Genomic DNA, 24,401 nt, shown 5'->3' with positions numbered 1-24,401 from the left:
CACGAACCCGCGCCCCGCATCCACTTATCCTGTTATTTCTAGTAAATCAGGATGGAGTATCGAGGACTGGAGGTCTTTGCATGAAGGCGCGCTGGACGTGGGTGCTGCTGTTCTCGCTCCTGATCGGTTGCGGCGGGCCGACGCGCGTCGTGCGACTGAATCCTGATGGCGGCGAGCCCATCATCCGTCCCCTACCCTCCCGTTCCACCCCCGTGGAAGTCACAGCGGATGCGTTGAGCCAGGCCCTCGCAATGCTGGTGCTGGACGTGCCGCTATCGGTGCGGCCGGCGCAGACAGGCCGGCTGTTGCTGGCCTCTACCTCCGAGGAGTGGGGACATGTCGACCGAGGACTCCAGTCCTCGCTCCGAAAGGACTACGGCCGCTGGTGCAAGCAACACGAGGCTCGGGGCGACTGCCTGTCCCTGCTCGAGGATGGGCTCGGGTTCGACGACTTCGATCGGCTGCGTATCTCGGTTGCCTTCGCGCTGGAGCCGGGGTGGGAAGGCATCACAGAAGCAGTGCGGGAGGTGGCCGATGCGAGGGTGCTCAAAGCCATGATTGTTTCCTCCATGGCCGCCTATGTGCTGCTGCTGGCCGCGCCCGAGCCCGTGATTACCAAGGGAGTGACGCTGGTGCTCACCGCGTACATGGTGGCGTACCTGGGAGCGGGACCGTTCCTGGACCTGGTGTGGGCGTGCATGAACCTGAGAGCGGAGACGCGGCAGGCCACCACGTTCACCGCGCTGGAAGAAGCAGGTGCGCGCTTCGGGAGGGTGGTGGGCAGGAACGGCGCGCGCGTCACCATCATGCTCGTGACGGCCGCGCTGGGCGGCAAGGCGGCGGGATTGGCGGCGCGTGGGCCCGGGCTCCCGGGCTTCGTGCAGGCGGCCGCGGCCGCGGAAGCGGACCTGGGTCTCGTCCTGCCTGCCGTGTCCGGAGTGAGGGGCATCGCCGTGAACGGAAACGGGCTGGTCATCGGCCTGGCACCGGGCGCGGTGGCCATGAGCGTGAGCTCCGGAGGAGGACGCCCCCCACCGGGGCGCTACACGACGTACCGCTCCGTGGATGCCTCCGGCAGGACCCAGTACGCGGGACTCACGAACGACCTGGCACGGCGTGCGGCGGAGCACCTGCGGGGCAAGGGAATCCAGATCGAGAAGCTCCTGGGCAACCTTTCCAGAGAGGACGCACGCGCTGTCGAGCAGGCGCTGATCGAACTCCATGGCCTGCGGAAGAATGGAGGCACCCTGCTCAACGAGATCAACAGCATTGCCCCTTCGAATCCCAAGTACGCGGACCTGCTTCGCAGGGGCCTGCAGCTCCTCGAGTCCATCGGCTACAACGGGGGCTGACCATGAGCACCTCTCGCTCCCGAGCGCGTCCGGGCGACATCCTCGAGGTGAACACGCCTCGGGGCCTGGCGTATCTGCAATACACGGCAAGGCACCCGGACTTTGGCGATACGGTTCGGGTGCTGCCCGGTCTCCACGCCATACGCCCCCGCGAATGGACGGAGCCGCGCGAGCAGGCCGGGTACTTCGCGTTCTATCCCGTGGGCGCCGCCCTCCGGCAGGGCCTGGTGGAGGTCGTCGGCAACCGTCCCATCCCTCAAGGGCATGAGCTGCCCGCGGCCTTGCGCCGTCCAGGGGCACGAAGCCAGGACGGAAGAGTCCTCGCCTGGATGGTGTGGAATGGAGAGGAAGAAGTCCTCAAGGCCGAGCTCTCCCCCGCCGAACGACAGCTGCCCATTGGTGCCATCTGGAACCACGAGATGCTGGTCCTTCGCCTCACGACGCAGTGGCATCCCGCGCAGGAGGCATGAAGCAGCCATGATGGAAGAGGAGCTCGCATTGCAGGAGGTCCTCCGGGCCACTGCCTCACCGGACGCACCGCACTGCTTCCAGCACTATCTCTATTTCACGTCCAGCGACGTCGGAGACACGGTCGCGGCGCAGCTACGAGAACGGGGCTTCACGGTCGAGAGTCGACCCGGAGCGGACGGCGTGCACTGGCTCGTCCTCGCCTCGCACTTCATCCGGCCAGAGCGACAAGCGGTGGAGGCCGCGCGCATGTCACTGGAACAGCTCGCGCGTGAGCACGCGGGAGAGTACGACGGCTGGGAAGCCTCCCTCGCGACGACGTCCACTCCCACCTGATACCGGGCCCCCCTCCCTCCCGGCGGGAGGAAGGGGGAGCCGGCTACAGACTACTGGACCGCGAAGATGAGGTCGTCGTGGTCGTTGTAGGACCCCGAGACGCACGAGGCCACGCTCCCGTTGTAGCGGAAGACCGCGCGCACGGCCTGCACGGTGCCCGTGGGCAGCGTGTAGTTCGCCGACAGCGTCCGGATGCCCGTGCCCGGAGGCGTAATCGTCGTGATGAACGTCCACGTCGGGCTGGCTGCGTTCGCCGTGTAGTACAGGTCCAGCTTGTCCGCCGTGGTGGAGTAGACGTAGACGGTCGCGTCGATCTTCACCGTCTTGCCCGCGGCGAACGACGTCCCGTCCAGCGTGGACACCTTGAGGCGGTCGTTGGACTCGTCCACGTGGTACGAGCCGGACAGGCCGTCCGCGCACGAGCTGTTGATGGTGTTGGGCATGTTGACCTCGGGCCCCATGCCGCCGCGGCCGTTGAGCAGCGTGCCGGAGTCGCACGAGGCCGACACGGAGAAGCACCGGGGCGCCTTCAGCGCCGAGTCATAGCCCGCGCCGCTCGTGGTGTTGCTCACCGTCACCGTCACGGCGGAGCTCGTCGTGGTGTTGCCGAACGCGTCGTACGCCTTCGCCGCGATGCTGTGGCTGCCATTGGCCGTGGAGGAGCTGTTCCACGCGTAGCTGTACGGCGACGCCGTCGCCGTGCCCGCGACCGCGCCGTCCACCAGGAACTCCACCTTGCTGATGCCCGACGCGTCCGAGGCGTTCGCCGACAGCGTCGCCGTGCCCGTCAGCGTGGCGCCCGCCGTCGGAGCCGTGAGGGCCACCGTCGGAGGCGTGGTGTCCGACACCGTCAGCGTGCCCTTGGCCAGCTCGGCCACGTACACGGAAGCAACCTTCGCGAACTTCAGCGCGTGCGTCGCCATGCCGGCGCTGCGCGCCAGCGTGTCGTTCACCGTGTGGATGTACGGGTTGTACTGGCTCATCAGCGCCTCGAACGGAATCGAGGCCGCGTAGCCCGCGTTCGTCCACGAGGCGTGGTCCGAGCACGCGTAGCCGCACGAGGACGTCGTCTTGGTGAGCGTGGGCAGGTACGTCGTCATCAGGCCGGTGATGAACGTGTTCTGCGCGGCGTTCGTGTAGTCCGTCATCAGGACCACGTCCCAGCTCGAGCCCTGGTAGTTCGTCATGTCCAGCTGCATCACGCCGATGACGTTGGCGGCGGCGGCCTTGTGCGCGTTGGCGATTTCCTTGGAGCCCACCAGGCCCACTTCCTCGGCGGCGTAGGCCATGAACTTCACCGTCTTCGCCGGGCGGTAGCCCTGGAGCATCATCACGCGGATGACCTCGGTGAGGGTGGCGACGCCGGATGCGTCATCATCCGCGCCCGGAGCGTTGCTCGTCGGGGAGCTGGTGGAGTCCATGTGTGCGCCCAGGACGACGATTTCCGACGGCTGCGCGGTGCCGGTAATCGTCATCACGACGGACGGCATCACCGTGCCGGTATGGGTCTGGAGCGCGACCGTCACGTCGCTGCGGCTGCCCGCGTAGGTCTGCCACTGCGTCTTCACCCAGTTGGCCGCCGTGGCGGCCGTCGTCGACGTGTGGTAGCGCGTCGCGTAGGCCGTCGACAGCTGGGTGATGGTGCTCCGGATGTTGGTCTCCTGCACCGCGTTCGCCAGGCCGTTGGCCACGGTGGGGTTGTCCGTCGTGTACGTCACCGCGAGCGACGTCATGCCCTTCACCGAATCTCCGCCACCCAGCGCCGCCAGCGCCGCCTCCTCCGACTCATGGGCGATGAAGCCGCCACAGCGGTGGGCCTTCTCGTGCATCATCCGGGAGATGGTGTTGAGCTGGGACTCGCGCACGCGAAGCGCGGTGACCTCGCCCTTCTGGCCCGCCAACGTCGGCGCCACGAGGCCCGCGCCCGCGAGCGCCGCGTTCACGTGCTCCAGGGCGTCCGTGCCGATGGTGATGTAGACGTCGCGATCCGGAGCCTTCGCGACGGGGGCACTTGCCTCTGGAGCCTTGGCAAACGCCGAGACACAACCGAGCACCAGGACGACTGAAGCCAGGCGCTTCACGTTCATACGCTTCTCCACTGCGATGCGGGGGGGGGACGGCTGCTGCAGACCTGAAGGCGTGTTTTTCCCGGCCTTCACGGTGAGTGTGTCATTTCCCGCGATAACTGGGAATCACCGTTGGTCTTGAAACAACCGTGAGCCACCGCGAGCCGTCTGAGACCCTGCCCGGAGGAGCGATTTGAACGTTGTCAACGCGTCAGTTCGCGCACCGCGTGGCCCAGCTCGGGGAGGATGAGCGCGTCCAGCGCCAGCCGCACCGCCTGGGGCGAGCCCGGCAGGGCGAAGAGAATCATCCCCTGATACGTGCCCGCGGTGGCGCGGGACATCATCGCCGCGCTGCCAATCTGCCGGTACGACAGCATCCGGAAGATTTCCCCGAAGCCCGGCAGCTCCTTCTCGAACAGGGCCCGGAGCGTCTCCACCGTGGTGTCGCGCCGGCCAATGCCCGTGCCGCCGTTGAACAGCACCGCCCGCGCGCCCGCCGCCCGCGCCTGCTCCAACGCGCCGCGGATGGCCTCCGCGTCATCCTTCACCACCACGGCGCCGGCCACCTGGTGCCCCGCCGCCTCCAGCCCCTCGCGCAGCACGCGCCCGCTCTCGTCCCGCGCCGCGTCCCGGCTGTCCGAGCACGTCACCACGAAGGCGCTCACGTGCACCGGCGCCCGGGCCTTGTGCTCCGCCGCCACGCCCGGCGCCGCGTGGTCATGGCCGTGCGGGTGATGGTGGTGGTGCTCGTGCCCGTGCTCATGACCGTGCTCGTGGTCGTGGTCGTGGTGCGGATGCCCCGGCCCGTGCTCGTGCTCATGCCCGTGCCCGTGCTCGTGGTCATGCCCGTGCTCGTGGGAGTGGCCGTGGGAGTGGGAGTGGCCATGACCGTGGTCATGGTCATGGTCGTGATCGTGCCCGTCGTGTGCCATGGGGGATGCTCCGGTGCGCGCGTGGCGCTTCAGGTGTTGTCGGGCAGCTCGACGACGAGCTCGCCGTCCTGGACCTCGACCTGCACTGTCGGCTGGTCGTCACAGACGCCGGGGGACGTCTCGTTGCGGCCGCTGTCCATGTCGAAGCCGACCTCGTGGCACGGGCAGACGACCAGGTTTTCTTCGATGCGACCGCCCGACAGCAGACAGCCCGCGTGGTTGCACCAGTCGTCGAGGCCCTTGTAGCGGCCATGAATCTTCGCGATACACACGTTGCGCTTGCCGACTTCGTACCCGCGCATTTCCCGCTCGGCGAAGTCCGCCGGGCCCAGCTTGATCTTCGTCATCGCGGTTTGTTTTCCCACAATGCGGTGCGGCCTGCACCCCTGTTCCCCGGGCATTACCTTCCCCCCGTGACTCCAGACGTCATCACGCAGACCGTCGACAAGGCGGCAGTCGCCCAGGTCCTCCGGGACATCGGCCTCCTGCTCCAGCTCCAGGGCGAGAGTGGCTTCCGCGTCCGTGCGTACGACATGGGAGCGGACCGCATCGCCGGGCTGCCGCAGGAGCTGGGACCCATCGTCGCCGAGGGCCGCCTGGAGAGCCTCCCGGGAATCGGCCCCGCGCTCGCCGAGAAGATCACCGAGCTGGTGACCACCGGACGGATGCGCTACTTCGAGGAGCTCAAGGCGAAGTTCCCGCCCGGCCTCCTGGAGATGCTGAAGCTGCCGGACATCGGCCCCAAGAAGGTGGCCGTCCTCTGGCGCGAGCTGGACGTGGGCAGCGTCGAGGACCTGGAGCGCGCCTGCCGCGAGGGCCGCGTGCGCCAGCTCAAGGGCTTCGGCGAGAAGAGCGAGGCGAAGATTCTCGAAGGCATCGCCGTGTTCCGGCGCGCTCGCGGCGAGCGCAAGTTGCTGGGCGACGCGCTGCCCGTGGCGGAGGCGCTGCTGGAGCAGGTGAAGGCGATTCCGGGGGTGGTGCGCGCCAGCCTGGGCGGCAGCGTGCGCCGCCGCGCGGAGACGGTGGCGGACGTGGACATCATCGCCTCCGCGGCGGACCCCGGCCCCGTGCTGGACGCGCTGGCCAACGCCCCGGGCGTGGCGACGGTGCTGGGCAAGGGCGGCAGCAAGTGCTCCGTGCGGATGACGGCGGGCGACCTGCAGGTGGACCTGCGCGTGCTGCCGGACGAGGACTACGCCACCGCGCTGCACCACTTCACCGGCTCCAAGGCCCACCACATCCGCCTGCGCAACCTGGGCCATGAGCGGGGCCTCAAGATTTCCGAGTGGGGCGTGCACCGCGAGGACGGGACGAAGCTGACCGTCTCGGACGAGGCCGCGCTCTACGCGCTGCTGGACATGCAGTACGTGCCGCCGGAGCTGCGCGAGGACAATGGCGAGGTGGAGGCCGCGCGCGCGGGGAAGCTGCCGCAGGACCTGGTCACGCTGGAGGACGTGCAGGGCGCCGTGCACGCGCACAGCACCTGGTCCGACGGGCGCAACTCGCTGGAGGAGATGGCGCTCGCCGCGAAGGCGCTGGGCCTGAAGTACCTCACCGTCACCGAGCACAGCCAGGCGGCCATCTACGCCGGCGGCATGAAGGTGGAGGACTTGAAGCGCCAGTGGGACGAAATCGACCGCGTCAACGCGGCGGTGCCCGGGATGCGCCTGCTCAAGGGCATCGAGGTGGACATCCTGGAGGACGGCGCGCTCGACTATCCCGACAGCGTGCTGGAGCAGCTCGAGCTGGTCATCGGCTCCGTCCACGTGCGGCACGGCATGGACGAGGACCAGATGACACGGCGGCTGCTCACCGCGATGGACAACCCGCACCTGCACATCCTCGGGCACCTCACCGGCCGCCTCATCCAGAACCGCGAGCCCTACCCCCTGCGCATGGACGACATCCTGGCGCGGGCCGCCGAGCGGGGCGTGGCGGTGGAGGTCAACGGCAAGCCGGCGCGGCTGGACATCAAGGCCGAGTACGTCCGCCAGGCCGTCCAGCTCGGCGTGAGACTGGTGGTGAGCTGCGATGCGCACCGGCAGGAGGACCTGCGCAACCTGGCCTATGCCGTGGCCACCGCGCGCCGGGGCTGGGCGCGAAAGGCGGATGTGTTGAACACGCTGCCAGCGGACCGCTTCATCGCCGCGCTGCGCGCCCGCCGGTGATAGGCTGCGGCGCGCGCCGATGTCCCGCCTTCCGCCGCTGCTCCTCCTCTGCTGTCTTGTCGCCCTCCCCTCCTTCGCGGGAGAGGGCCGTCCCTCGCGCGCGGACCTGCAGCGGGTGATGGAGCTGCACGCGCGCTCGGTGGTGCGGGTGCGCGGGCCGAAGCAGAGCGGCCCCGGCATCATCGTGGGCACCGCCGGGCAGGTGCTCACCTCGGTGGAGCCGGTGGGCGAGGCATTCGTCGGGCTGAATGCCGCCACGGTGGAGCACGACGGCAAGGCGCTGCCCGCGCGGGTGGTGCTGGCCAACGCGGCGCTCAAGGTGGCGGTGGTGGCCGCGCCGGACGGCACCTACCCCGCCGTGCCGGTGAAGCTGCTGAAGGACGGCGACAGCCTCGATGGGAAATGGGTGGTGGGCGTGCTCCCCGCGACGAAGGGACAGCCCGCGCGGCCCATGGCGGCACAGGCCAGCGGCAACGCGCCGGAGCCCTTCTACGACGTGCCCCTGGCCCTGCCCCCGGGCAGCCCCGTGTTCGACGGAGACGGGCGGCTGGTGGCGGTGGTGGTGCAGCGGACCCGGCGCGGCTGCCGGGTGCTGCCGCTGGGCGAGGTGAAGGTCCAGCTCGCGTCGGCGGACGCGCCATGAGTCAGGCGACGGTGACGCCCTGGCGTCCGAATGCGGTGCAGGAAGTGCTGGGCCTGTGGGCGGTGGGCTTCCTGGGCATCATCGCCGCCTTCCTCCTCTTCGGCGGCACCAGCGTCCCCAAGCTGGTGGCCACCGTGGGCTTCCTCTACCTGCCGCTCATCCCCATGCGCTGGCGGGACGAGGACTACCGCGACTACGGCCTGACGCTGCGCGCTTGGCGCGAGGACGTGCGGCTGTTCCTGGTGCTGTCCGCCATCGTCGGGCCGCTGTTCTTCCTCGCCTTCGCCGGCTTCGCGGAGGTGCTGCCCCACCTGCCCCAGTCCCTGGCGCGGTTCCTCACGCCCATGGCGGGCGAGGCCCACTTCCGCTTCCGGCTGCCCCCGCGCTTCGGCGAGTGGGTGGTGGATCAGCTCTTCGTCGTCGCGCTGCCGGAGGAGTTCTTCTACCGGGGCTACGTCCAGGCGCGGCTGAGGGATGCCTGGCCCGAGGGACGGCTCGTGCTGGGCGGCAGGCTGGGCAAGGCTTTCTGGGTGACGGCGGTGTTGTTCGCGCTGGGGCACCTGGCCATCTTCCAGGCGTGGCGCCTGTCGGTGTTCTTCCCCGCGCTCCTCTTCGGGTGGATGCGCGAGCGCACCGGCACCGTCGTGGGCGCGTCCCTCTTCCACGCCGCCTGCAACCTCTACGTGCGCGTGCTGGAAGTGTCCTTCTTCGGCGGTCCGTAGGCGCCGTCAGCTCTTCGCGAAGGCGAGGAGGTCGGCGTTCAGCCGCTCCAGGTGGGTGACGAAGAGGCCATGCGGCGCGCCTTCGTACACCTCCAGCCGGGCCCCCGGGATGAGGCGCGCCGTCTTGCGCCCGGTGAGCTCGAGAGGCGCGGACGCATCCTTGTCGCCGTGGATGACGAGCGTGGGTAGCCGGATGCGCGCCAGCTCGGGGCGGAAGTCCGTGGACGTCATCGCACGGTTGCAGTCGATGACGGCCTTCATGGAGCACCCGCGCATCTGGTTCATGATCCACTCAACCATCGCCGCCGACGTCTCGGGGACGACGAACGGGCGGGCGTTGTCCGCAATCCACCCGGGGAAGTCCCGGAGGTAGAACTGGTTGCGGAGGTGCTCGAAGTACGCCCCGTCGATGCCGTCCGGGTTGTCCGGCGTCTTCAGGAGGAATGGCGTCACCGGCGCGAGGTAGACGAGCCGCGCAATCCGGCGGTCGCCATGGCGCGTCAGGAAGCGGGTCAGCTCGCCACTCGCCAGCGAGTGGGCCACCAGCGTGACGTCGCGGAGGTCCAGCGCCTCGAGCACCGCGGCGAGGTCGTCCGCCAGCGTGTCGAAGTCGTAGCCCCGGCCCGGGTCGCTGCTGCGGCCGTGCCCGCGCCTGTCGTACGCGATGCAGCGCAGGCCCTGCTCGGACAGCGGCTGCATCTGATACGCCCACATCTCCGACGTGAGCGTCCAGCCCGACAGGAACACGATGGGCCTGCCCGTGCCCCAGTCCCGGTAGTACAGCTCCACGCCGTCCCGGGTGCGGATGACGGAGCCCGACTGGACCTTCCCCGTCGCGTCCGAGGGCGTGCCCCCCGGGGCCCGCGAGGCGCTGCCCTCGGCCACCATGCTCATGCCCACGCCCGCCGCCACCGCCGAATTCAAGAAGTCCCGCCTGTCCATGATTGCTCTCCCTTTCGGAGCGCTGGGGTTGCCGCGCCGGGGCCCATGCGCTCACAGGAGCAATCTGCGCGGCTGAGGTGGGCGTCTCAATTACGCGCGAGGTAATGCGGCTGCGTCGGCGCGGCGCCCGGCCTGGGCGTCCGGCCGGAGGTTCGGGCGTGGCGACTCCCCGCGTGACGCTCTGCGCAATTCCCCGACTTGCCGAGTTATGCGGAACCGATAAATAATTCAACGCACAGCGGCAACTTTGGCGACGCTGGACCGACAATATCGTACCCCCGCAACATCGGAGCCCCCCACCATGAGCGTTCGTCGAACTGATGGTCCGAAGCCGGTCACCCTCCGCCCCACCACCGAGACCCAGCCCAAGAACACGGTGAAGCCCGCGGCGACGCCCAGCCCCCGCGTCGTCCAGGACGGCTTCAGCTCGGCCCCGCGTCGCACCGAGCTGGCCCGCGCGGAGCAGACGCTGACGTCGCCGCTCAGGCAGGGCCGCCTCCCGCTGGAGAGCATGGATGCGCAGAACGCCATCCAGGCCTCGCTCGCGCACATCGCGCCGGAGTCCGAGTCGCTCATCCGGCAGCCCGCCTCCTTCGTCCCGAAGAACGTGGAGCGCGACGAGCTGGGCATGGTGCACGTGCGCATGGACCGCGTGCACGAGGGCGTGAAGGTCTTCGGTGAGCAGATCATCAGCCACCTCGACAAGGACGGGAAGGTGTCGAGCATCACCGGCGAGCCGTCCACCATCCCCGCCGGCCTCGGCAGCGAGAAGCCCAAGCTGTCGGCCTCGCAGGCCATCGACGTGGCGCGCAAGGAGTTCGGCGCGAAGCCGGACAAGCAGCCCAACGCGGAGCGGGTCATCTACAAGGACGACGCCGGCAAGTACCACTCGGCGTACCGCGTGGAGATGTCCCAGATCGCCGGCCAGGAGAAGCCGCGCCGCATGAACTACCTGGTGGACGCCAACACCGGGAAGATCTTCGACCGCTTCAACGAGATTGACGGCTTCTCCGTGTCGAAGGGCGCGAAGGCCGGTGCGAAGGCCGCCGCCGCCGCGCCCACCGAGACGAGCGCCACCACCAGCCCCAAGGCCACCATCGGCGACCTGGGCACCGTCACGTCGAAGCTGAAGCTGGACGGGGACGTCACCGTCGACAAGCTGAAGCTGGACGTGGACATCAAGCACACGTACCGCGGCGACCTGACCGTCACGCTGACCAGCCCCTCCGGCAAGAGCGCGGTGGTGCACAACCGCACCGGCGGCAGCACGGATGACCTGAAGACCTCGTTCGACCTGAGCGCCTTCGCGGGCGAGAAGGCCCAGGGCGAGTGGACCCTCACCGTGAGCGACAAGGCGCGCGGCGACACCGGCGTGCTCAACAGCTGGGGCCTGAAGGCCACGGGCAAGCCGGCGCCGACGCCGGGGCCCACCCCGACGCCCACGGGCAAGGCGGACGACACCTCGCTCTACAGCGGCAAGGTGGAGCTCGGGACGAAGAAGAACGCGGACGGCACCTTCAGCCTCCAGGACGCCGCGCGCGGCAAGGGCATCGTCACCTACGACGGGCAGAACAAGGCCCGGGCCAGCGGACAGGTGGAGTTCAAGGACAACAACGACGTCTGGGGCGAGACGGGCGACGCCCCCCGCGCCAAGGCCGCGGTGGACGCGCACTACGGCGCGTCGATGACGTACGACATGATCAAGAACGTCCTCGGCCGCGACTCGCTCGACGGCGCGGGCGAGAAGCTCGTCTCGTACGTGCATGTCGACAACAACCTGGTCAACGCGTTCTGGGACGGCGAGAAGATGAGCTACGGCGACGGCAACGGGACGGACGCCGGTCCGCTCACCGCGCTGGACATCGCCGGGCACGAGATTGCCCACGGCCTCACCGAGCGCACCGCCGGCCTCATCTACAGCGGCGAGTCCGGTGGCCTCAACGAGGCCATGAGCGACATCATGGGCGCGGGCGTGGAGTGGTACGCCTCGCAGAAGAACCCCGACGTGAAGTTCAACTGGACGGTGGGCGAGACGGCGTGGACCCCGGGCAACGGCAACGAGGACGGCCTGCGGTACATGAACGACCCGACGAAGGACGGGTACTCCATCGACAACTACAAGAACTACCCGAAGCAGAAGGAGGTCCACGGCTCCAGCGGCATCGCCAACAACGCGTTCTACCTGCTGGTGAACGGCGGGAAGAACAAGACCTCCGGTGCCGAGGTGAAGGACGGCGTCGGCATGGAGAAGGGCCTGAAGATCTACTACCGCGCCCTCGCCCACTACATGACGCCCAGCACCACCTTCGCCCAGGCGCGTGAGGCCTGCATCAAGGCGGCGACCGACCTGCACGGCGCCAACTCGCCGGAGGTCCAGAAGGTGAAGGAGAGCTGGACCGCCGTCGGCGTGAACTAGCGCCCGGCGTTCCATGGCCCCGGCTCTGGAGGAAGGCCTCCGGAGTCGGGGCTTCGTATTTCAGCGCGGTACGACGGGGACGGCGTCGGCGGGCAGCCCCTCGGCGAGCAGCATCATCGTGTGGGCGCTGGACTGGCGCAGGGCCTTGGCGGGCGCGTACTCGGGTGAGGCCCACCAGGCGCGGGCCCGCTCGACGTTGGGGAACTCCAGGATGACGAAGCGCGGCGGCTGCCACGTGCCCTCGAGCACCTCGGTGGCGCCTCCGCGCGCGAGGTAGCGCCCGCCGTAGTGGGCAATCGACGGCGGGGCGAGCTGCTTGTAGCGCTCGTAGGTCTGCGCATCGTGCACTGCAATCTGCACCACCACGTAGGCCGGCATACACGCTCCTTGCGGGCGGTTTAGAACACGAACGGGAAGCGGACGGGGCCTCCCGGCTCCTGGTGCCTGGGGAAGGTCCACGCGCGGACCTTGGCCTCGATGCAGCGGGCGAGCGGCGTGCCCTTGAGCGACGGCGTCTCGGTGACGACCTCGTCGACCTTGCCGGTCGGGAGGATGCTCCAGCGCACCACCACCCGGCGTCCCGAGTCCGAAGGCGGAGTCTGCTCCTCGGCGCCACACGCGGAGATGTCCGCCTTGTTCGCGGCCACCACCGCGAAGATGTCGGACTGGGCGAGCGACGCGGGCGGCTGCGACGGGTCCGGCGGCACGTAGACGGTGCGCCCCTCGGGGGGATTCGGGTCCGCCGGAGGGTCCAGCAATTCCTTCTCGAAGTCCTCGTCCGGGCCCAGGTCCGACTTGGGCGCGGCGTTCGCGGCGGGAGCGGCCTTGGCGTCCAGGGCCGCGGCCGCCGCGGCCTCGTTCACGGGAGGAGTCTCCGCGCGCTTCGTGAGCGCCGTGTTGGGCACGGCCGGGCGTGCGGTCTGCTCCGGCGAGGGAAGACTGTCCGTGGTCAGCGAGGAGTCGAGCGGCGAGACCGGCGCGCTGGTGGTGGAGCCCGTGGAGCCGCGGCGTGGGCCCGCCAGCACGGGCACGCTTCCACCCCTGTCGATTCCAACGGCTCCGAGCGACACGGACGACGAGCCCGCCCCCGTATCGGAGACAGCGTTGGAGCTCGAGGTGCTCGCCGCGACACCCGCCGCGAGGCCCGCGCCCGAGGCAACACCCGAGCTCGGGGTCCCCGATGGAGCCCCGGAGACAGCACTCACGCCTGAGACTCCCGGCGGACTCCCGGCGGCAACACCTTCACCCGCGCTCCCCGGTGGAGTACCGACACCCGGAATTGCCGTGGAGGAGCTGGAGAGAACGTCCGGAGCGCCAGTCGCTGAACCCTGCCCCACCACCGTGCCCACCGCGACGGAGGCGGGAGGACCGCCCGTGCCCGGAACAGCGGACGCGGGAGTCATGCGCTCCGAGGCAGTCGTCGCGGAGTCGCCCACGGCCTCGCGGAAGCCCAGTCGCGCCGCGAGCGCACGACCATCCACGTGCCCCAACAGCCCCAGGGCCACGGCGACTGTCACTCCACCCACGACGCCGCCCATCACCGTGAGCCACACGGCGCCACGCCACCGCGACCGTTCCTGGCCCGCCCGCGCATCGCCCGCCAGCACGGCGTGCATCCCCACCGGGTCCACGGAGGTGCCGCCCTCCGCGTCGAGGCCACCCGCCGGCGCCTGCGCTCGCGCGGATTCCGCGAGGGCTTCCGGCTGTGGCTGCGCGGCTCCCGGGGCCTGCGTCCCGACAGCGCCGCTTCCCACCATGGCGGCACCAGCCACCTGCTCCGTGGTGGCCGCGAGCGAAGGCGACGCCTCGTGCGTGGGAGCCGCCGCCGGCGCGCTCCCGGCGAGCGCCCTCAGCCCCTCCGCGCCCTTCAGCGCGAAGCCGGGAACCCCGGGTCCGGCCGCCGCGGGCATGTCCTCCACCGAGGGCACCTTCTCCTGCGGCAGCGGGACGAGCGCCTCGGCCAGCTCCGGCACCTGCGACAGGGACAGCCACTCGCTGAAGCCCTCACGCCAGCACAGCGAGTCCGGCCCCAGCTCTCCCCGCTCCCAGAACGGCTTCAGTGCCTCGACGTCGTGCGGCCCCGAGGCCTTCCCACCCAGGGCGACGTACCACGCGTGACTCGGCACCGCCTCGCGAACGGAGGACACCAGTTGGCGCCCGCGGTGCAGGCGCTCGCCCATCATCTCCTGGCGCGAGCGCGGCTGCGCCGCCGGCGCGAGGGTGCGGCTCTTGTCCGTGCGCAGCTTGCCGACGAAGGCGTCGAGCTCCGCGTCGGACACGCCGTCCAGCACCGGAGACGTGTCGGTGTCCTGCTCGTCCGGGGGCACACCCCGGGAGCCGTCCAGGTTGGCGCTCCCATCCCCTGAATTGCCCACCATGCACCCGCTCCTTGCCAGAATCCCATCGACGACCCGCTCCGCCACCCTCTGACCTCCCCAATGGAATGCCCGCGAGCGGATTCGTCAACGGAGAGCGCCTGCGCGAAGGTGAACGGCAGGCCCACTCTAATCGGACACCCAGCGGAAATGTCCGTTCCCAGCCCGGCCCATCCACCCCGCTGTGCGGCGCTCGCGCACAATGGCCGCGTCAGGCCTCCAGCGGCACCGAGCGGGCAGGCACCGCTGAGGGGCCCGCCACGACGCCCGCGCCGGGTGCCTCAGAGCGACTTCTGGAGCACGACGAAGGTCGGCGCGGAGTAGCCCGCGTGGGTGCCGTAGCTGAGGAACGCGTAGCCCTGGCGCGCGTACCAGTCCTGGTGGTCCTTCAGCGCCAGCCGCACGTTGAGCCGCACGGGGGTGGACCCGAGCGCCCGGGCCCGTGACTCCACCGCCTCCATCAGCGCGCGGGCCACGCCCCGGCCCCGGTAGGGCGGGAGCACGGCCAGCCGGTCCAGATACACATGGTCCGGCTTCACGTGGAAGAAGACGCAGCCCTCCGCGCCCGAGGGTGACTCGGAGATGAGGGCGCCTCCGTCCTTCAACTCGCGCAGCACGACCTCTTCCGTCTTGTCGTGCGCGCTGGAGGGCGGGTCCAACCGCCCCCGGTACTCCTCGAAGGCCTCCCGGAGCAGGCGGGCCAGCAACGGGGCATCCGCCGCAACCGCTTCGCGAATCATCGTCCGGCCTACTCCTTCAACGCGGCGGTGAACTGGGTGAGCGTCTTCTTCGCGTCACCGAGCACCATCATCGTATTCGAGCGGACGAACAACTCGTTTTCGATGCCCGCGAAGCCGGCGTTGAGCGAGCGCTTCAGCACGAGGCACGTCTTCGCCATGTCCGCGGAGAGAATCGGCATGCCGTAGATGGGGCTGCTCTGGTTGTTGCGCGCGGCGGGATTCACCACGTCGTTCGCCCCCACCACCAGCGCCACGTCTGTCGCGGAGAAGTCGTCGTTGATGACGTCCAGGTCGAAGAGGTGGTCGTACGGGACGTTCGCCTCGGCGAGCAGCACGTTCATGTGCCCGGGCATGCGGCCGGCCACCGGGTGGATGGCGTAGCGCACGTCGCAGCCGTTGGCCTGGAGCGCGTTGGCCAGATCGCGCACCGCGTGCTGCGCCTGGGACACGGCCATGCCGTAGCCGGGCACCACGATGACGGAGCGCGCCGCGCGGAGCACCTCGGCCGCCTCCTCCACCGAGCCCACGTTGGGCGCGGGCCCGGCGGGCGTCGCCCCCGCCGTCACCGCCTTCGCCTCCGGCGCCGCGCCGAACGCGCCGAACAGCACGTTGGCGAACGAGCGGTTCATCGCCTTGGACATCATCATGCCCAGCAGGAAGCCGGAGAAGCCGTCCAGCGCGCCGCAGATGATGAGGACGTTGTTGCCCAGCGCGAAGCCCGTGGCCGCCGCCGCGAGGCCCGCGTACGAGTTGAGGAGGCAGATGACCACCGGCATGTCCGCGCCGCCGATGGGCAGCACCAGCAGCACGCCCAGCAGCACACCCAGCGCCGCCACGGCGTAGAAGGCCCAGGCCGCCTCCGGCATGAACACCAGCAGGCCAATCAGCCCCAGCGTGCCGGCAATCATCAGCACGTTGGACGCGTTCTGCCCCGGGTAGGTGACGGGCCTGCCGGTGATGAAGCCCTGCAGCTTGCCGAAGGCCATGAGGCTGCCGGTGAAGGTGAGCGCGCCGAGCGCCACCTCCAGTCCCGTCGCCGTCACCTGGAGCGTGGTCATATGCGGGCCACCGTGCTCCAGGTACTCGACGACGCCGACGAGACCCACCGCGAGGCCGCCGAAGGCGTGCGACAGGGCGATGCGCTCGGGCATCTTCGTCATCGGAATCCACAGGCCCATGCCCGTGCCCACCGCCGAGCCGGCGACGATGGCGAGGATGATCCACTCCCACCGGATGATGACGCCGGACACCGCCACGCCGTACAGCAGCGTGCCGACGACGGCGGCCACCATGCCCACCTCCGCCAGCAGCACGCCCCGGCGCGCCGTCTGCGCGTCGCCCAGATCCTTCAAGCCGAGGACGAAGAGGATGGAGGCGGCGAGGTACAGCAGTTGGACGAACGTCTCCGTCAGCGAGAGCGTCATCGCGCGCCTCCCTTCTTCTTGAACATGCGCAGCATGCGGTCGGTGATGAGGAAGCCGCCCACCACGTTGATGGTGGCGGCGAGCACCGCCACCGCGCCCAGCACCGTGGACACCGTCCCGTAGTGCCCGCCCGCCGCCAGCAGCGAGCCCACCAGGGAGATGCCGGAGATGGCGTTGGTGAAGGCCATCAGCGGCGTGTGCAAGAGGTGCGGCACCTTGGAGATGACCTGGTAGCCCGTGAAGGCGGCCAGGAAGAACACGTACAGGCCGAAGATGAGCGTCAGTGACATGTCAGGCGACCTCCTTCATGGCCACGTCCGCCACGGCGGGATGGACGATGTCCCCGCCGCGGGTGATGAGCATCCCCTTCACGATTTCGTCGGAGGCATCCAGCTTCAGCGCGCCGTCCTTGTCCGTGACGTGCGCGAGCAGCTTCTCCAGGTTGCGCGAGAACATGGCGCTGGCGTGCACCGACAGCTGGCTGGGCAGGTTCTTCTCGCCGATGACGGTGACGCCGTTCTCCGTGCGGTAGCGCTCGCCGGGCCGGGTCAGCTCGCAGTTGCCGCCCTGCTCCGCCGCGATGTCCACCACCACCGAGCCGCTCTTCATGCGCCGCACCATGTCCGCGGGCAGCAGCACCGGCGCGCGCCGGCCGGGCACCAGCGCCGTGGTGATGACGGCGTCGGACTTCGCCACGTGCACCGCGAGCGCCTCGGCCTGCTTCTTCTTCGCCTCCTCGCTCAGCTCCTTCGCGTACCCGCCGGAGCCCGCCGCGTCCTCGATGTCGATGTTGACGAAGCGAGCGCCCAGGCTCTCCACCTGCTCCTTCACCACCTTGCGGACATCGTACGCCTCCACCACCGCGCCCAGGCGGCGCGCCGTGGCGATGGCCTGCAGGCCGGCCACGCCCGCGCCCAGCACCAGCACCTTGGCCGGGGGAATGGTGCCGGCCGCCGTCATCAGCATGGGGAACAGCTTCGGCATCGCCTCCGCCGCGAGCAGCACCGCGCGGTAGCCGGCAATCGTCGCCTGCGAGCTGAGCACGTCCATCATCTGCGCCAGCGTGGTGCGCGGCACCATGTCCATGGCCAGGAGCGTCACCTGCCGCTCGGCAATGGCGCGCGCCAGCTTGGGGTTGGACATGGGGTACGCCAGGCTCACCAGCACCGAGCCGGGCTTCAGGAGCGGCAGCTCCTCCGGCCCTGGAGGCTGGACCTTGAGCAGCACGTCCGCGGCGGCGTAGACGGCGGCGGCGGTGGGCTCGAGGCGGGCACCGGCGGCGCGCAGCTCCTCGTCGGAGCACTCCGCGCCCTGGCCCGCGCCGCTCTCAATCACCACTTCGTGCTTCCTGCCGACGAGGCGTTTCACGCTCTCCGCCACGAGCGCGATTCGCTTCTCGCCCGGCACCGTTTCACGGGGGATGGCGATGATCATGCGGGGCAGCATAGGCCAACCCGCCCGGTCCCATCGCCCACCCACCCACGGTGCAGCTCCCGTGTCCGGCGCAATCACCCGCCGGTACGAGGGGATGTTTCAGAGGCGACGCTTCAGGACGCCTTCGACTTCGCGGCCTCGCGCTGCTCGGCGACCCAGGCCTTCGCCTCTTCCTCGGTGCCCACCATGGCGAAGGGAATGCCCCCCTTCTTCCCCATCAACTCCCCCGCGCGGATCATCATGTTGACCATGGTCCGCATGGCGAAGCTGCTGCCGAACATCACCGAGGCCGCGTAGGGCATCAGGTCCTGGTTCTCCCCCAGGAGCTTGCGCACGTCCGCGGACATGCCGGTGCCCTGGCGCGAGTCCGAGATGAGATAGAGCGTGGGGTGGTTCTTCTTCAGCTCACGGACCAGCGCGTTCGACTCCTCCAGCAGCTTCATGTCGTAGATGCCGACGGTGACGAGCCGCACCGTGTCCGGCTCCTCGAACCACATCTTGTGCGGGCCCAACGTCCAGACTGCTCCCATCGCACTGCTCCTTGTCACGGATTCCTGGGGGTGGTTCAGCGCTGCTGCGTCGGCGTCCCGCTGTTGCTCTTGCGCAGGTGGAGGAAGCACTCGCGCAGGCCTTCCTTCAGGCTGCTGAGCGTCTTCACCGCACTGAGGTCCACGCCAATCTGGACCAGCGTCTGGGCGATGAGCGGGCTGATGCCCGTCACCACGCAGTACGCGCCCAGGAGCCGCGCGGCGTTGACCATCTTGATGAAGTGGTTGGCCGTCATCGTGTCCACCACCTCCACGCCGGTGATGTCGATGATGACGCAGCGGGCCTTCCCCTGGACGATGCGGTGCAGGAGCCGCTCGGTCATCTCCACCGAGCGCTGCGTGTCCACCACGCCGACGATGGGCAGCGTGAGGATGTCCTCCCACAGCTCGATGATGGGCGTGGACAAGTCGCGGATGGCCTCGCGCTGCCGTTCGATGGTGGCGAGCTTCTCCTCCATCTCCCGGTGGCTCGTCGCCAGGCGCGTCACGGCCTCTTCGTGCTCGCGGCGCGTGGTGGCCAGCTCGCGCACGAAGACGTTGAGCGTCTCCTCCAGCGCGGCCAGCTCATCCGTCTCGTTGATGGGGATGGTGGTCCACTCCGGGGCGAACTGACCCACGGAAATCATCGACAGCACGTCAATGATGCGGCCGATGCGCTCGGGGTTGATGGAGAGGAGGTCCTGCGGCTTGGGGAGGGCGCTCATGGGGTGTGGGGGTCCTCAGGCGGTGGGCTTGGGGAGGGGGGACGGCGACAGGCCGAGCATCTCGTCGGCCAGGGCAAGGGAGGCCTCGCGCTCGGAGGAGGTGCTGCGTCCGCCCACCACCTGCACGCCGAGCAGCGCCAGCCCTTCCTCCAGGCCCAGCGCCGTCTCCACGCCTTCCAGCTGGATGCCCATGCTCTGCAGGGTGAGCGCCACGTCCGCGCCCATGCCGCACAGCACGGTGCGGGTGCCCATCAGCCGCGCCGAGGCGGCCAACCGCGCGAGCACCGCGCACAGGTGGCTGTCCACCAGCCACAGCCCGGAGATGTCCACCACCATGCCGCGCGCGCCGATGCGCTGGATGTCGCGCAGCACGTCCGAGCACAGCTGCGCGGCCTGCGCGTCGGTGATGTCCCCTTGCAGCGGGACGATGAGGTTGCCCCACAGGGGGATGATGGGAATGCGGGAAGTCTCACGGTCGGGGCGGGAGGCCCCGGGGAAGTCGGGCTGGCTCATACTGTCTCCACGTCCACCACCATCACGGTGGCATCGTCCGAAGGTCGGGCGTAGCGCTCCATCAGGAGCAAACACGCCTCGTTGGGGGGAAGCTTCCGCGCGTACTCCAGGTCCAGCCGGTAGCTCAGGCCGTCGCTGAAGAGGACCAGCCGGTCTCCGGGCGACAGCGCCGCGGAGGCGGTGCGCAGCGAGCGGATGGACTGACCGAGGATGCCGGGCGTGGGGACCACGGGCACCCGGGTGCCCCGCGTGCGCAGCTCCACGTTGCCCACGCCGCCGCAGTGAATCGTCTTGCCGTCGAACAGGCCGAGCATGATGGCCGCGCCCCGGCTGTGCCGCAGGGCCGAGTGCACCGCGTCCAGCAGCGGCTCCACGCCGGCGTCCAGCGGCTGCGACTCCAGGCAGCGGGCCGCGTCGGCCGCCACCGCCGCCGCCACGGGGCCGTGCCCCAGCGCGTCCACCACCGCCAGCAGCGTGTGCTCACCCTGGCTGCGCACCAGCGCCATGTCGCCGTTCCGCACCTCACCCGGCTTGGGGCGCGAGTGGTGGGAGACGGCCAACCTCACAACCACACCTCGAAGTCCACCTGCGTGCCCGAGGGACCGGTGCGCACGTCGAACCGGTCCGCCAGCCGCTTCACGCCCAAAAGCCCCAGGCCCATGCCCGTCTTGCTGCGGTAGGTGCCGGACAGCACGCGCTCCAGGTCTGGAATACCGCGGCCCTGGTCCTCCGCGCGCACGCGGAGCAGGCGCCGCGGCGTCTGCTCGGGGGCGAGCTGGATGGTGCCTCCGCCGGCATAGGCAATCTGGTTGCGCGCCAGCTCACTCACCGCCGTGGCCACCTTCTGGCACTCGTAGCCGCGCCCACCCAGCGTCTCGCACATCATCCGCGCCGCGAGCCGCGCGTGGCTGGCGTCCGACTCCGTGCGCACCAGATAGGTGGTGGCGCGGACTTCAGGACCCGCGGAGGCGGCGGGCGCCACCACGGGGGTGCCCTGCGGAGGGGTGGGACTGGGCTTCGCCGCGGCGGGGTACTGCGCCGACATCGCGGAGGCGGCGGGCGTGGCCAGCGTCCGCAGCTGCGCGGCCAGCTGCGGCCGGCGCGCGGGGTCCACGAAGTGGCGGGTCGCCGGCTCCAGCGCCTCGATGACACGCGGCAGCTCCGCCGAGCCTACCGACTCCAGCGACAGCCGCAGCGGCTCCAGCGTCCCGCGAAGCACCAGTCGCGCCGCCGTCTCGGACATGAACTGCTGCAACACCCGCAACAGCTCCGTGCACATCGAGCCCCGGCTCACCGGTGCCTCCTGTTCTCCAGAATCACCCGCTTGCGAGCCACCACCTCGAGCCCCCCGCCCTCGCGGTTGGACACGTGGACACCGTCCGTCAGTCGCATCACCGCCGCGCCGCCCTCGCCCAGGCTCTCACCCGGCAGCGGGCCGGGACGTCCCTCACCCCGGCCCATGAAGAGCCGCGCGGGGTCCGCCATGCCGGGGCCGCGATCTCTCGAGCGGATGAAGAGCCACCCACCCTCGCACCACAGCTCCACCGTGCCGCCCGCGCCGGCGTGACGCACCAGGTTGGTGGCCAGCTCACTCACCACCACCGCCACCTCCGCGCTGGCCGGGGCCGTCAGCCCCGCCTGCCGCGCGAAGCGCCGCCCCAGCGCCGCCGCCACCACCGCGTCCGACTTCAGCTGGACTTCCACTGAGAGTGGTGGTTCGAAATCCGAAAACTGGGGGAGGGAGGCCGGCAAAAAATTCTTTCCTGGCGGAAAATTTCGATAAATTAGGCACCAATATGTCGAGTATGTAAAGTGGTGCACATTGCACCCACCGATGCCCGCTTCCATTCCAGGGAGGCTCGGACTAAAACCAGAAATTTTGGGCGTAAAAACCCGGCTTCACCGGCTTCATCCGGGAAGCTCTGGATTTACGGAGCTGCGGCGGGGAGCAGGCGCTCCCGCCCGTCAAACGCCTGGAAGGTGGGCGAGCCGGAGGTCCGGACCCACCGCCAGTGTAGTGCCCTGGGCCAGCTCCACCCAGCCCGCGGTGCGCTTCACGTGGCTGGCCACCACCACCGTGCGGCGGCGCCGGTGCGCGCCCACGGCCGGCTGCGTCTCCGGAGTGCCGGGCGTCACGCCGCACGGCTCGCACTCGGCGGAGCCCTCCAGCCGCGTATAGAAGAGCGGCTCCTCGCCGAAGCGGCACGCCACCAGGAGAGAGCCGTTGGTGGCCACCAGGTTGAGCGTGGAGGTGCGGGTGATGCCCGCGTCCGCGCCGGCCTTCGCCACCTCGCGCGCGGTGTCCGCCAGCAGGCGCGCGGCGAGGGGCGCCTCCAGCCTCGGGTCATCCGTGCGGCCCACGTCGCGCAGGTGCCGCAGGAACAGCGCGAAGAGCAGCTCGCTGTCGGTGGCGCCCCGCACCTGCCGCTGGAGGTGGTCCGGCAGCGAGTCCATCAACCCCGTACGAAGCTGCGCGAAGCCGTTGATGGCGCCCTGGTGCGCGAACAGCCAGCGGCGCGCCCGGAACGGCTGCGTGTTGTCCTCCAGCGAGAGCCCCACCGGCAGCCTGCCGCCATGGAACAGCAGCGCCTCGGACTCGTGCGGAGGGGCGAGCGAGTCCAGCGAGAGCTCGTCGTCACTGCCGAAGCGCCGCAGCAACACCTCGTCCTGGGCGTAGGCGCCCACCCCCACGGCGTTGGAACGCTGCTCCCCCTGGAGGAGCACCTGGCTGGACAGCCGGTGGAGCTCGCACCGAAGCAGGTTCGGGTCGGACGTCAGGGCGGCGAGGACGACGGACATGGATGAAGACCCCCTTCCCAGGGATAGATAATGACGCCAGTCTCCCCCCTCAAGCCAGCAGGCACGTCCCCTTGCCCCCTCGCTAAGTACTTGAAATAGCTGGACTTTGCTGAACCTGAAACGTTGACACGTCGGGGCTGGAGACCTAACCTCCCTGCCCTTCACCGACGGACCTTGGGTTGCGGGTCTTCACCGGAGACGGAATGGCGGACGACATCGCAATCGGCATCGACCTGGGCACGTCGTATTCATGCGTGTCGGTGGTCCAGGACGGTCAGCCCGTGGTCATCCCCAACGAGTGGGGAGAGACGACGCATGCCTCCTGCGTGTCCTTCCTCGAGGACGGCTCGGTGCTGGTGGGCAACGCGGCCAAGAAGAACATCATCACCAGCCCCGAGCAGACCGTCTATTCCGCCAAGCGGCTCATCGGCCGGTACTACTTCTCCGACGAGGTGAAGAAGGCGCAGGCGGTGATGCCGTACCGCATCGTCGAGGGCGACAACAACTCGGTGCGCATCGCCGTGGGGGCGCGGACGTACTCGCTGCCGGAGATCAGCGCGCTCGTCCTCAAGGAGATGAAGGCGGTGGCGGAGACGTACCTCGGGCGCGAGGTGACGAAGGCCGTCGTCACGGTGCCGGCGTACTTCAACGACAACCAGCGCCAGGCCACCAAGGACGCGGGCCGCATCGCCGGGCTGGAGGTGCTGCGCATCCTCAACGAGCCCACCGCGGCGGCGCTGGCGTACGGCTTCGGCCGGGACGTCAACCAGCGCATCGTCGTCTACGACCTCGGCGGCGGCACGTTCGACGTGTCCATCCTCGAGATCGGCAAGGACGTCTTCGAGGTGCTGGCCACCGCGGGTGACACGTACCTGGGCGGCGACGACTTCGACGACCGCATCATGACGTGGCTGGCGGACGACTTCCTGGCGAAGACGCGGCTGGACGTGCGGCAGAACAAGTACTGCCTGCAGATGCTGAAGGAGGCCGCGGAGAAGGCGAAGATCGACGTGGGGCAGACGGGCTCGGCGGACATCCTCTGCCAGGGCATCTGCCAGGACGCGCAGGGCAACATCATGGACCTGCGCGGCACGCTCAATCAGGACCAGTTCAACCGGATGGTGATGGACCTGGTGCAGCGCACCTTCAAGGTCTGCGACGAGGCCTTGCAGAGCGCGCGACTGACGGCGGCGGACATCGACGCGGTCATCCTGGTGGGCGGGCCCACGCGGCTGCCCATCATCCGCAACTCGGTGAAGCACTACTTCCAGAAGGACCCGCTGGAGGGCATCAACCCGGACCAGGTCGTCGCCATGGGCGCGGCGCTCCAGTCGCATGCGCTCCTGGACAGCAAGACGGAGACGTTCCTGGTGGACGTCACGCCGCTGACGCTGCGCATCGGCACGGTGGGCGGGTACACCGAGAAGATCATCGACAAGAACACGCCGGTGCCCATCGACCGCTCGAAGACCTTCACCACCAGCCGCGACGGCCAGGAGAAGGTGAAGATTCGCGTGTACCAGGGCGAGTCCAACCGCGCCGACGAGTGCGAGATGCTGGGCGAGTTCGAGTTCTCCGGCTTCCGCATCGGGTACCGGGGCGAGGTGAAGATTGAAGTCACGTTCGAGATCAACACGGACGGACTGGTGAACGTGTCCGCGTGCGACACGGAGACGGGACAGAAGACGTCGACGACCATCACCTTGTCGTCCGGCATGACCGAGGCCGACATCCAGAAGTCCATCCAGTCGAACCGTGACACGCGGCTGGCGGGACACAACACCAACGACCTGCCCGCCGTGGCCCAGTAGCGGGCCCC

The 24,401-nt window shown here is 69.5% G+C and carries 25 protein-coding genes; 8 read left to right on the top strand and 17 right to left on the bottom strand.

The features are described 5' to 3' along the window. Positions 1-80 precede the first annotated feature (80 nt). From sitA5 to G4D86_RS27655, 3 genes are read left to right on the top strand one after another with little or no spacing between them, the layout of a single operon-like run. Positions 81-1,352, top strand: a complete 1,272-nt coding sequence (gene sitA5 / locus G4D86_RS27665; RefSeq protein WP_163997026.1) for a SitA5 family polymorphic toxin — start codon at positions 81-83, stop codon at positions 1,350-1,352. A gap of 2 nt (positions 1,353-1,354) precedes the next feature. Continuing rightward, positions 1,355-1,822 (top strand): hypothetical protein, encoded by a 468-nt coding sequence (locus tag G4D86_RS27660; protein ID WP_163997025.1) that lies wholly within the window; start codon positions 1,355-1,357, stop codon positions 1,820-1,822. Between the two features lie 7 nt (positions 1,823-1,829). Beyond that, entirely contained in the window at positions 1,830-2,156 is a 327-nt protein-coding gene (locus tag G4D86_RS27655; RefSeq protein ID WP_163997024.1) for a ribonuclease E inhibitor RraB, read from the top strand. A gap of 50 nt (positions 2,157-2,206) precedes the next feature. Here the strand turns inward: G4D86_RS27655 and G4D86_RS27650 are convergent, their stop codons facing one another. The 3 genes from G4D86_RS27650 to G4D86_RS27640 form a co-directional block, all read right to left on the bottom strand. Continuing rightward, positions 2,207-4,243, bottom strand: coding sequence for a M20/M25/M40 family metallo-hydrolase (locus tag G4D86_RS27650; protein ID WP_163997023.1), 2,037 nt, complete (start codon positions 4,241-4,243; stop codon positions 2,207-2,209). Positions 4,244-4,425: 182 nt separating this feature from the next. Beyond that, entirely contained in the window at positions 4,426-4,893 is a 468-nt protein-coding gene (locus G4D86_RS27645) for a MogA/MoaB family molybdenum cofactor biosynthesis protein (protein WP_163997061.1), read from the bottom strand. A 290-nt stretch (positions 4,894-5,183) separates the two neighbouring features. After that, the gene (locus G4D86_RS27640) at positions 5,184-5,501 is read right to left on the bottom strand and encodes a Rieske (2Fe-2S) protein (protein WP_163997022.1); all 318 of its coding nucleotides are present in this window, start codon (positions 5,499-5,501) and stop codon (positions 5,184-5,186) included. Between the two features lie 66 nt (positions 5,502-5,567). Here G4D86_RS27640 and polX point away from each other — a divergent pair, with 66 nt between their 5' ends. The 3 genes from polX to mrtX are packed head-to-tail and all read left to right on the top strand — an operon-like array spanning position 5,568 to position 8,687. Next, complete coding sequence (gene polX / locus G4D86_RS27635; protein WP_240360499.1) at positions 5,568-7,322, top strand: DNA polymerase/3'-5' exonuclease PolX; 1,755 nt, start codon at positions 5,568-5,570, stop codon at positions 7,320-7,322. Between the two features lie 19 nt (positions 7,323-7,341). After that, a complete protein-coding gene (locus G4D86_RS27630; RefSeq protein ID WP_163997021.1) occupies positions 7,342-7,965 on the top strand; it encodes an MXAN_2756 family trypsin-like serine endoprotease in 624 nt (207 codons plus the stop codon). Beyond that, positions 7,962-8,687: a myxosortase MrtX gene (gene mrtX, locus G4D86_RS27625; protein WP_163997020.1), complete on the top strand. Its 726-nt coding sequence runs from the start codon at positions 7,962-7,964 to the stop codon at positions 8,685-8,687. Before G4D86_RS27630 ends, mrtX begins: the two co-directional genes overlap by 4 nt. 6 nt (positions 8,688-8,693) lie before the next feature. Here mrtX and G4D86_RS27620 read toward each other — a convergent pair whose 3' ends face one another. Beyond that, positions 8,694-9,629 (bottom strand): alpha/beta fold hydrolase, encoded by a 936-nt coding sequence (locus G4D86_RS27620; protein ID WP_163997019.1) that lies wholly within the window; start codon positions 9,627-9,629, stop codon positions 8,694-8,696. Between the two features lie 301 nt (positions 9,630-9,930). Here G4D86_RS27620 and G4D86_RS27615 point away from each other — a divergent pair, with 301 nt between their 5' ends. Beyond that, positions 9,931-12,045 (top strand): M4 family metallopeptidase, encoded by a 2,115-nt coding sequence (locus tag G4D86_RS27615; RefSeq protein WP_163997018.1) that lies wholly within the window; start codon positions 9,931-9,933, stop codon positions 12,043-12,045. Positions 12,046-12,105: 60 nt separating this feature from the next. Here G4D86_RS27615 and G4D86_RS27610 read toward each other — a convergent pair whose 3' ends face one another. From G4D86_RS27610 to G4D86_RS27550, 13 genes are all read right to left on the bottom strand, one after another. Then, positions 12,106-12,423 carry a DUF1330 domain-containing protein gene (locus G4D86_RS27610; protein ID WP_163997017.1) on the bottom strand — a complete coding sequence of 106 codons (318 nt, stop codon included), beginning with the start codon at positions 12,421-12,423 and terminating at the stop codon, positions 12,106-12,108. Positions 12,424-12,443: 20 nt separating this feature from the next. Then, on the bottom strand, positions 12,444-14,423 hold the full coding sequence (locus G4D86_RS27605; RefSeq protein ID WP_163997016.1) for a GYF domain-containing protein: 1,980 nt from the start codon (positions 14,421-14,423) through the stop codon (positions 12,444-12,446). 278 nt (positions 14,424-14,701) lie between these two features. Then, positions 14,702-15,160, bottom strand: coding sequence for a GNAT family N-acetyltransferase (locus G4D86_RS27600; protein WP_163997015.1), 459 nt, complete (start codon positions 15,158-15,160; stop codon positions 14,702-14,704). A gap of 8 nt (positions 15,161-15,168) precedes the next feature. Then, positions 15,169-16,584 carry an NAD(P)(+) transhydrogenase (Re/Si-specific) subunit beta gene (locus G4D86_RS27595; RefSeq protein WP_163997014.1) on the bottom strand — a complete coding sequence of 472 codons (1,416 nt, stop codon included), beginning with the start codon at positions 16,582-16,584 and terminating at the stop codon, positions 15,169-15,171. Then, a complete protein-coding gene (locus tag G4D86_RS27590; protein WP_046713014.1) occupies positions 16,581-16,874 on the bottom strand; it encodes an NAD(P) transhydrogenase subunit alpha part 2 in 294 nt (97 codons plus the stop codon). The genes G4D86_RS27595 and G4D86_RS27590 overlap by 4 nt, the downstream gene beginning before the upstream one ends. Position 16,875: 1 nt before the next feature. Next, positions 16,876-18,030 (bottom strand): Re/Si-specific NAD(P)(+) transhydrogenase subunit alpha, encoded by a 1,155-nt coding sequence (locus tag G4D86_RS27585; RefSeq protein ID WP_240360498.1) that lies wholly within the window; start codon positions 18,028-18,030, stop codon positions 16,876-16,878. Between the two features lie 101 nt (positions 18,031-18,131). Beyond that, positions 18,132-18,548 (bottom strand): STAS/SEC14 domain-containing protein, encoded by a 417-nt coding sequence (locus tag G4D86_RS27580; RefSeq protein WP_240360497.1) that lies wholly within the window; start codon positions 18,546-18,548, stop codon positions 18,132-18,134. Positions 18,549-18,583: 35 nt separating this feature from the next. Then, a complete protein-coding gene (locus tag G4D86_RS27575; protein ID WP_163997013.1) occupies positions 18,584-19,270 on the bottom strand; it encodes an STAS domain-containing protein in 687 nt (228 codons plus the stop codon). Between the two features lie 15 nt (positions 19,271-19,285). Next, complete coding sequence (locus G4D86_RS27570; RefSeq protein ID WP_163997012.1) at positions 19,286-19,783, bottom strand: STAS domain-containing protein; 498 nt, start codon at positions 19,781-19,783, stop codon at positions 19,286-19,288. Beyond that, complete coding sequence (locus tag G4D86_RS27565) at positions 19,780-20,349, bottom strand: SpoIIE family protein phosphatase (RefSeq protein WP_163997057.1); 570 nt, start codon at positions 20,347-20,349, stop codon at positions 19,780-19,782. The genes G4D86_RS27570 and G4D86_RS27565 overlap by 4 nt, the downstream gene beginning before the upstream one ends. Then, positions 20,346-21,077: an ATP-binding protein gene (locus tag G4D86_RS27560; protein WP_163997011.1), complete on the bottom strand. Its 732-nt coding sequence runs from the start codon at positions 21,075-21,077 to the stop codon at positions 20,346-20,348. The genes G4D86_RS27565 and G4D86_RS27560 overlap by 4 nt, the downstream gene beginning before the upstream one ends. After that, the gene (locus G4D86_RS27555; protein ID WP_240360496.1) at positions 21,074-21,487 is read right to left on the bottom strand and encodes an ATP-binding protein; all 414 of its coding nucleotides are present in this window, start codon (positions 21,485-21,487) and stop codon (positions 21,074-21,076) included. Before G4D86_RS27555 ends, G4D86_RS27560 begins: the two co-directional genes overlap by 4 nt. A gap of 261 nt (positions 21,488-21,748) precedes the next feature. After that, positions 21,749-22,582 (bottom strand): class II glutamine amidotransferase, encoded by an 834-nt coding sequence (locus G4D86_RS27550; RefSeq protein ID WP_205519759.1) that lies wholly within the window; start codon positions 22,580-22,582, stop codon positions 21,749-21,751. Between the two features lie 203 nt (positions 22,583-22,785). Between G4D86_RS27550 and dnaK the strand changes: the two genes are divergently transcribed. Continuing rightward, positions 22,786-24,393, top strand: coding sequence for a molecular chaperone DnaK (gene dnaK / locus G4D86_RS27545; RefSeq protein WP_163997009.1), 1,608 nt, complete (start codon positions 22,786-22,788; stop codon positions 24,391-24,393). The last annotated feature ends 8 nt before the right edge of the window (positions 24,394-24,401 follow it).

Source organism: Pyxidicoccus caerfyrddinensis (assembly GCF_010894405.1).
Lineage (GTDB): Bacteria > Myxococcota > Myxococcia > Myxococcales > Myxococcaceae > Myxococcus > Myxococcus caerfyrddinensis.
This window is presented reverse-complemented; position numbering and strand designations above follow the sequence as displayed.

Bases quoted from the DNA above. Each gene is read 5' to 3' on its own strand.
- G4D86_RS27605 (WP_163997016.1), bottom strand. From the start codon at position 14,423: ATGGTGGGCAATTCAGGGGATGGGAGCGCCAACCTGGACGGCTCCCGG.
- G4D86_RS27610 (WP_163997017.1), bottom strand. From the start codon at position 12,423: ATGCCGGCCTACGTGGTGGTGCAGATTGCAGTGCACGATGCGCAGACC.
- G4D86_RS27615 (WP_163997018.1), top strand. From the start codon at position 9,931: ATGAGCGTTCGTCGAACTGATGGTCCGAAGCCGGTCACCCTCCGCCCC.
- G4D86_RS27655 (WP_163997024.1), top strand. From the start codon at position 1,830: ATGATGGAAGAGGAGCTCGCATTGCAGGAGGTCCTCCGGGCCACTGCC.
- G4D86_RS27630 (WP_163997021.1), top strand. From the start codon at position 7,342: ATGTCCCGCCTTCCGCCGCTGCTCCTCCTCTGCTGTCTTGTCGCCCTC.
- G4D86_RS27585 (WP_240360498.1), bottom strand. From the start codon at position 18,030: ATGCTGCCCCGCATGATCATCGCCATCCCCCGTGAAACGGTGCCGGGC.
- G4D86_RS27595 (WP_163997014.1), bottom strand. From the start codon at position 16,584: ATGACGCTCTCGCTGACGGAGACGTTCGTCCAACTGCTGTACCTCGCC.
- G4D86_RS27570 (WP_163997012.1), bottom strand. From the start codon at position 19,783: ATGAGCCAGCCCGACTTCCCCGGGGCCTCCCGCCCCGACCGTGAGACT.
- G4D86_RS27650 (WP_163997023.1), bottom strand. From the start codon at position 4,243: ATGAACGTGAAGCGCCTGGCTTCAGTCGTCCTGGTGCTCGGTTGTGTC.
- G4D86_RS27600 (WP_163997015.1), bottom strand. From the start codon at position 15,160: ATGATTCGCGAAGCGGTTGCGGCGGATGCCCCGTTGCTGGCCCGCCTG.
- G4D86_RS27575 (WP_163997013.1), bottom strand. From the start codon at position 19,270: ATGAGCGCCCTCCCCAAGCCGCAGGACCTCCTCTCCATCAACCCCGAG.
- G4D86_RS27580 (WP_240360497.1), bottom strand. From the start codon at position 18,548: ATGGGAGCAGTCTGGACGTTGGGCCCGCACAAGATGTGGTTCGAGGAG.
- sitA5 (WP_163997026.1), top strand. From the start codon at position 81: ATGAAGGCGCGCTGGACGTGGGTGCTGCTGTTCTCGCTCCTGATCGGT.
- G4D86_RS27550 (WP_205519759.1), bottom strand. From the start codon at position 22,582: ATGTCCGTCGTCCTCGCCGCCCTGACGTCCGACCCGAACCTGCTTCGG.
- G4D86_RS27660 (WP_163997025.1), top strand. From the start codon at position 1,355: ATGAGCACCTCTCGCTCCCGAGCGCGTCCGGGCGACATCCTCGAGGTG.
- dnaK (WP_163997009.1), top strand. From the start codon at position 22,786: ATGGCGGACGACATCGCAATCGGCATCGACCTGGGCACGTCGTATTCA.
- mrtX (WP_163997020.1), top strand. From the start codon at position 7,962: ATGAGTCAGGCGACGGTGACGCCCTGGCGTCCGAATGCGGTGCAGGAA.
- G4D86_RS27590 (WP_046713014.1), bottom strand. From the start codon at position 16,874: ATGTCACTGACGCTCATCTTCGGCCTGTACGTGTTCTTCCTGGCCGCC.
- G4D86_RS27640 (WP_163997022.1), bottom strand. From the start codon at position 5,501: ATGACGAAGATCAAGCTGGGCCCGGCGGACTTCGCCGAGCGGGAAATG.
- G4D86_RS27620 (WP_163997019.1), bottom strand. From the start codon at position 9,629: ATGGACAGGCGGGACTTCTTGAATTCGGCGGTGGCGGCGGGCGTGGGC.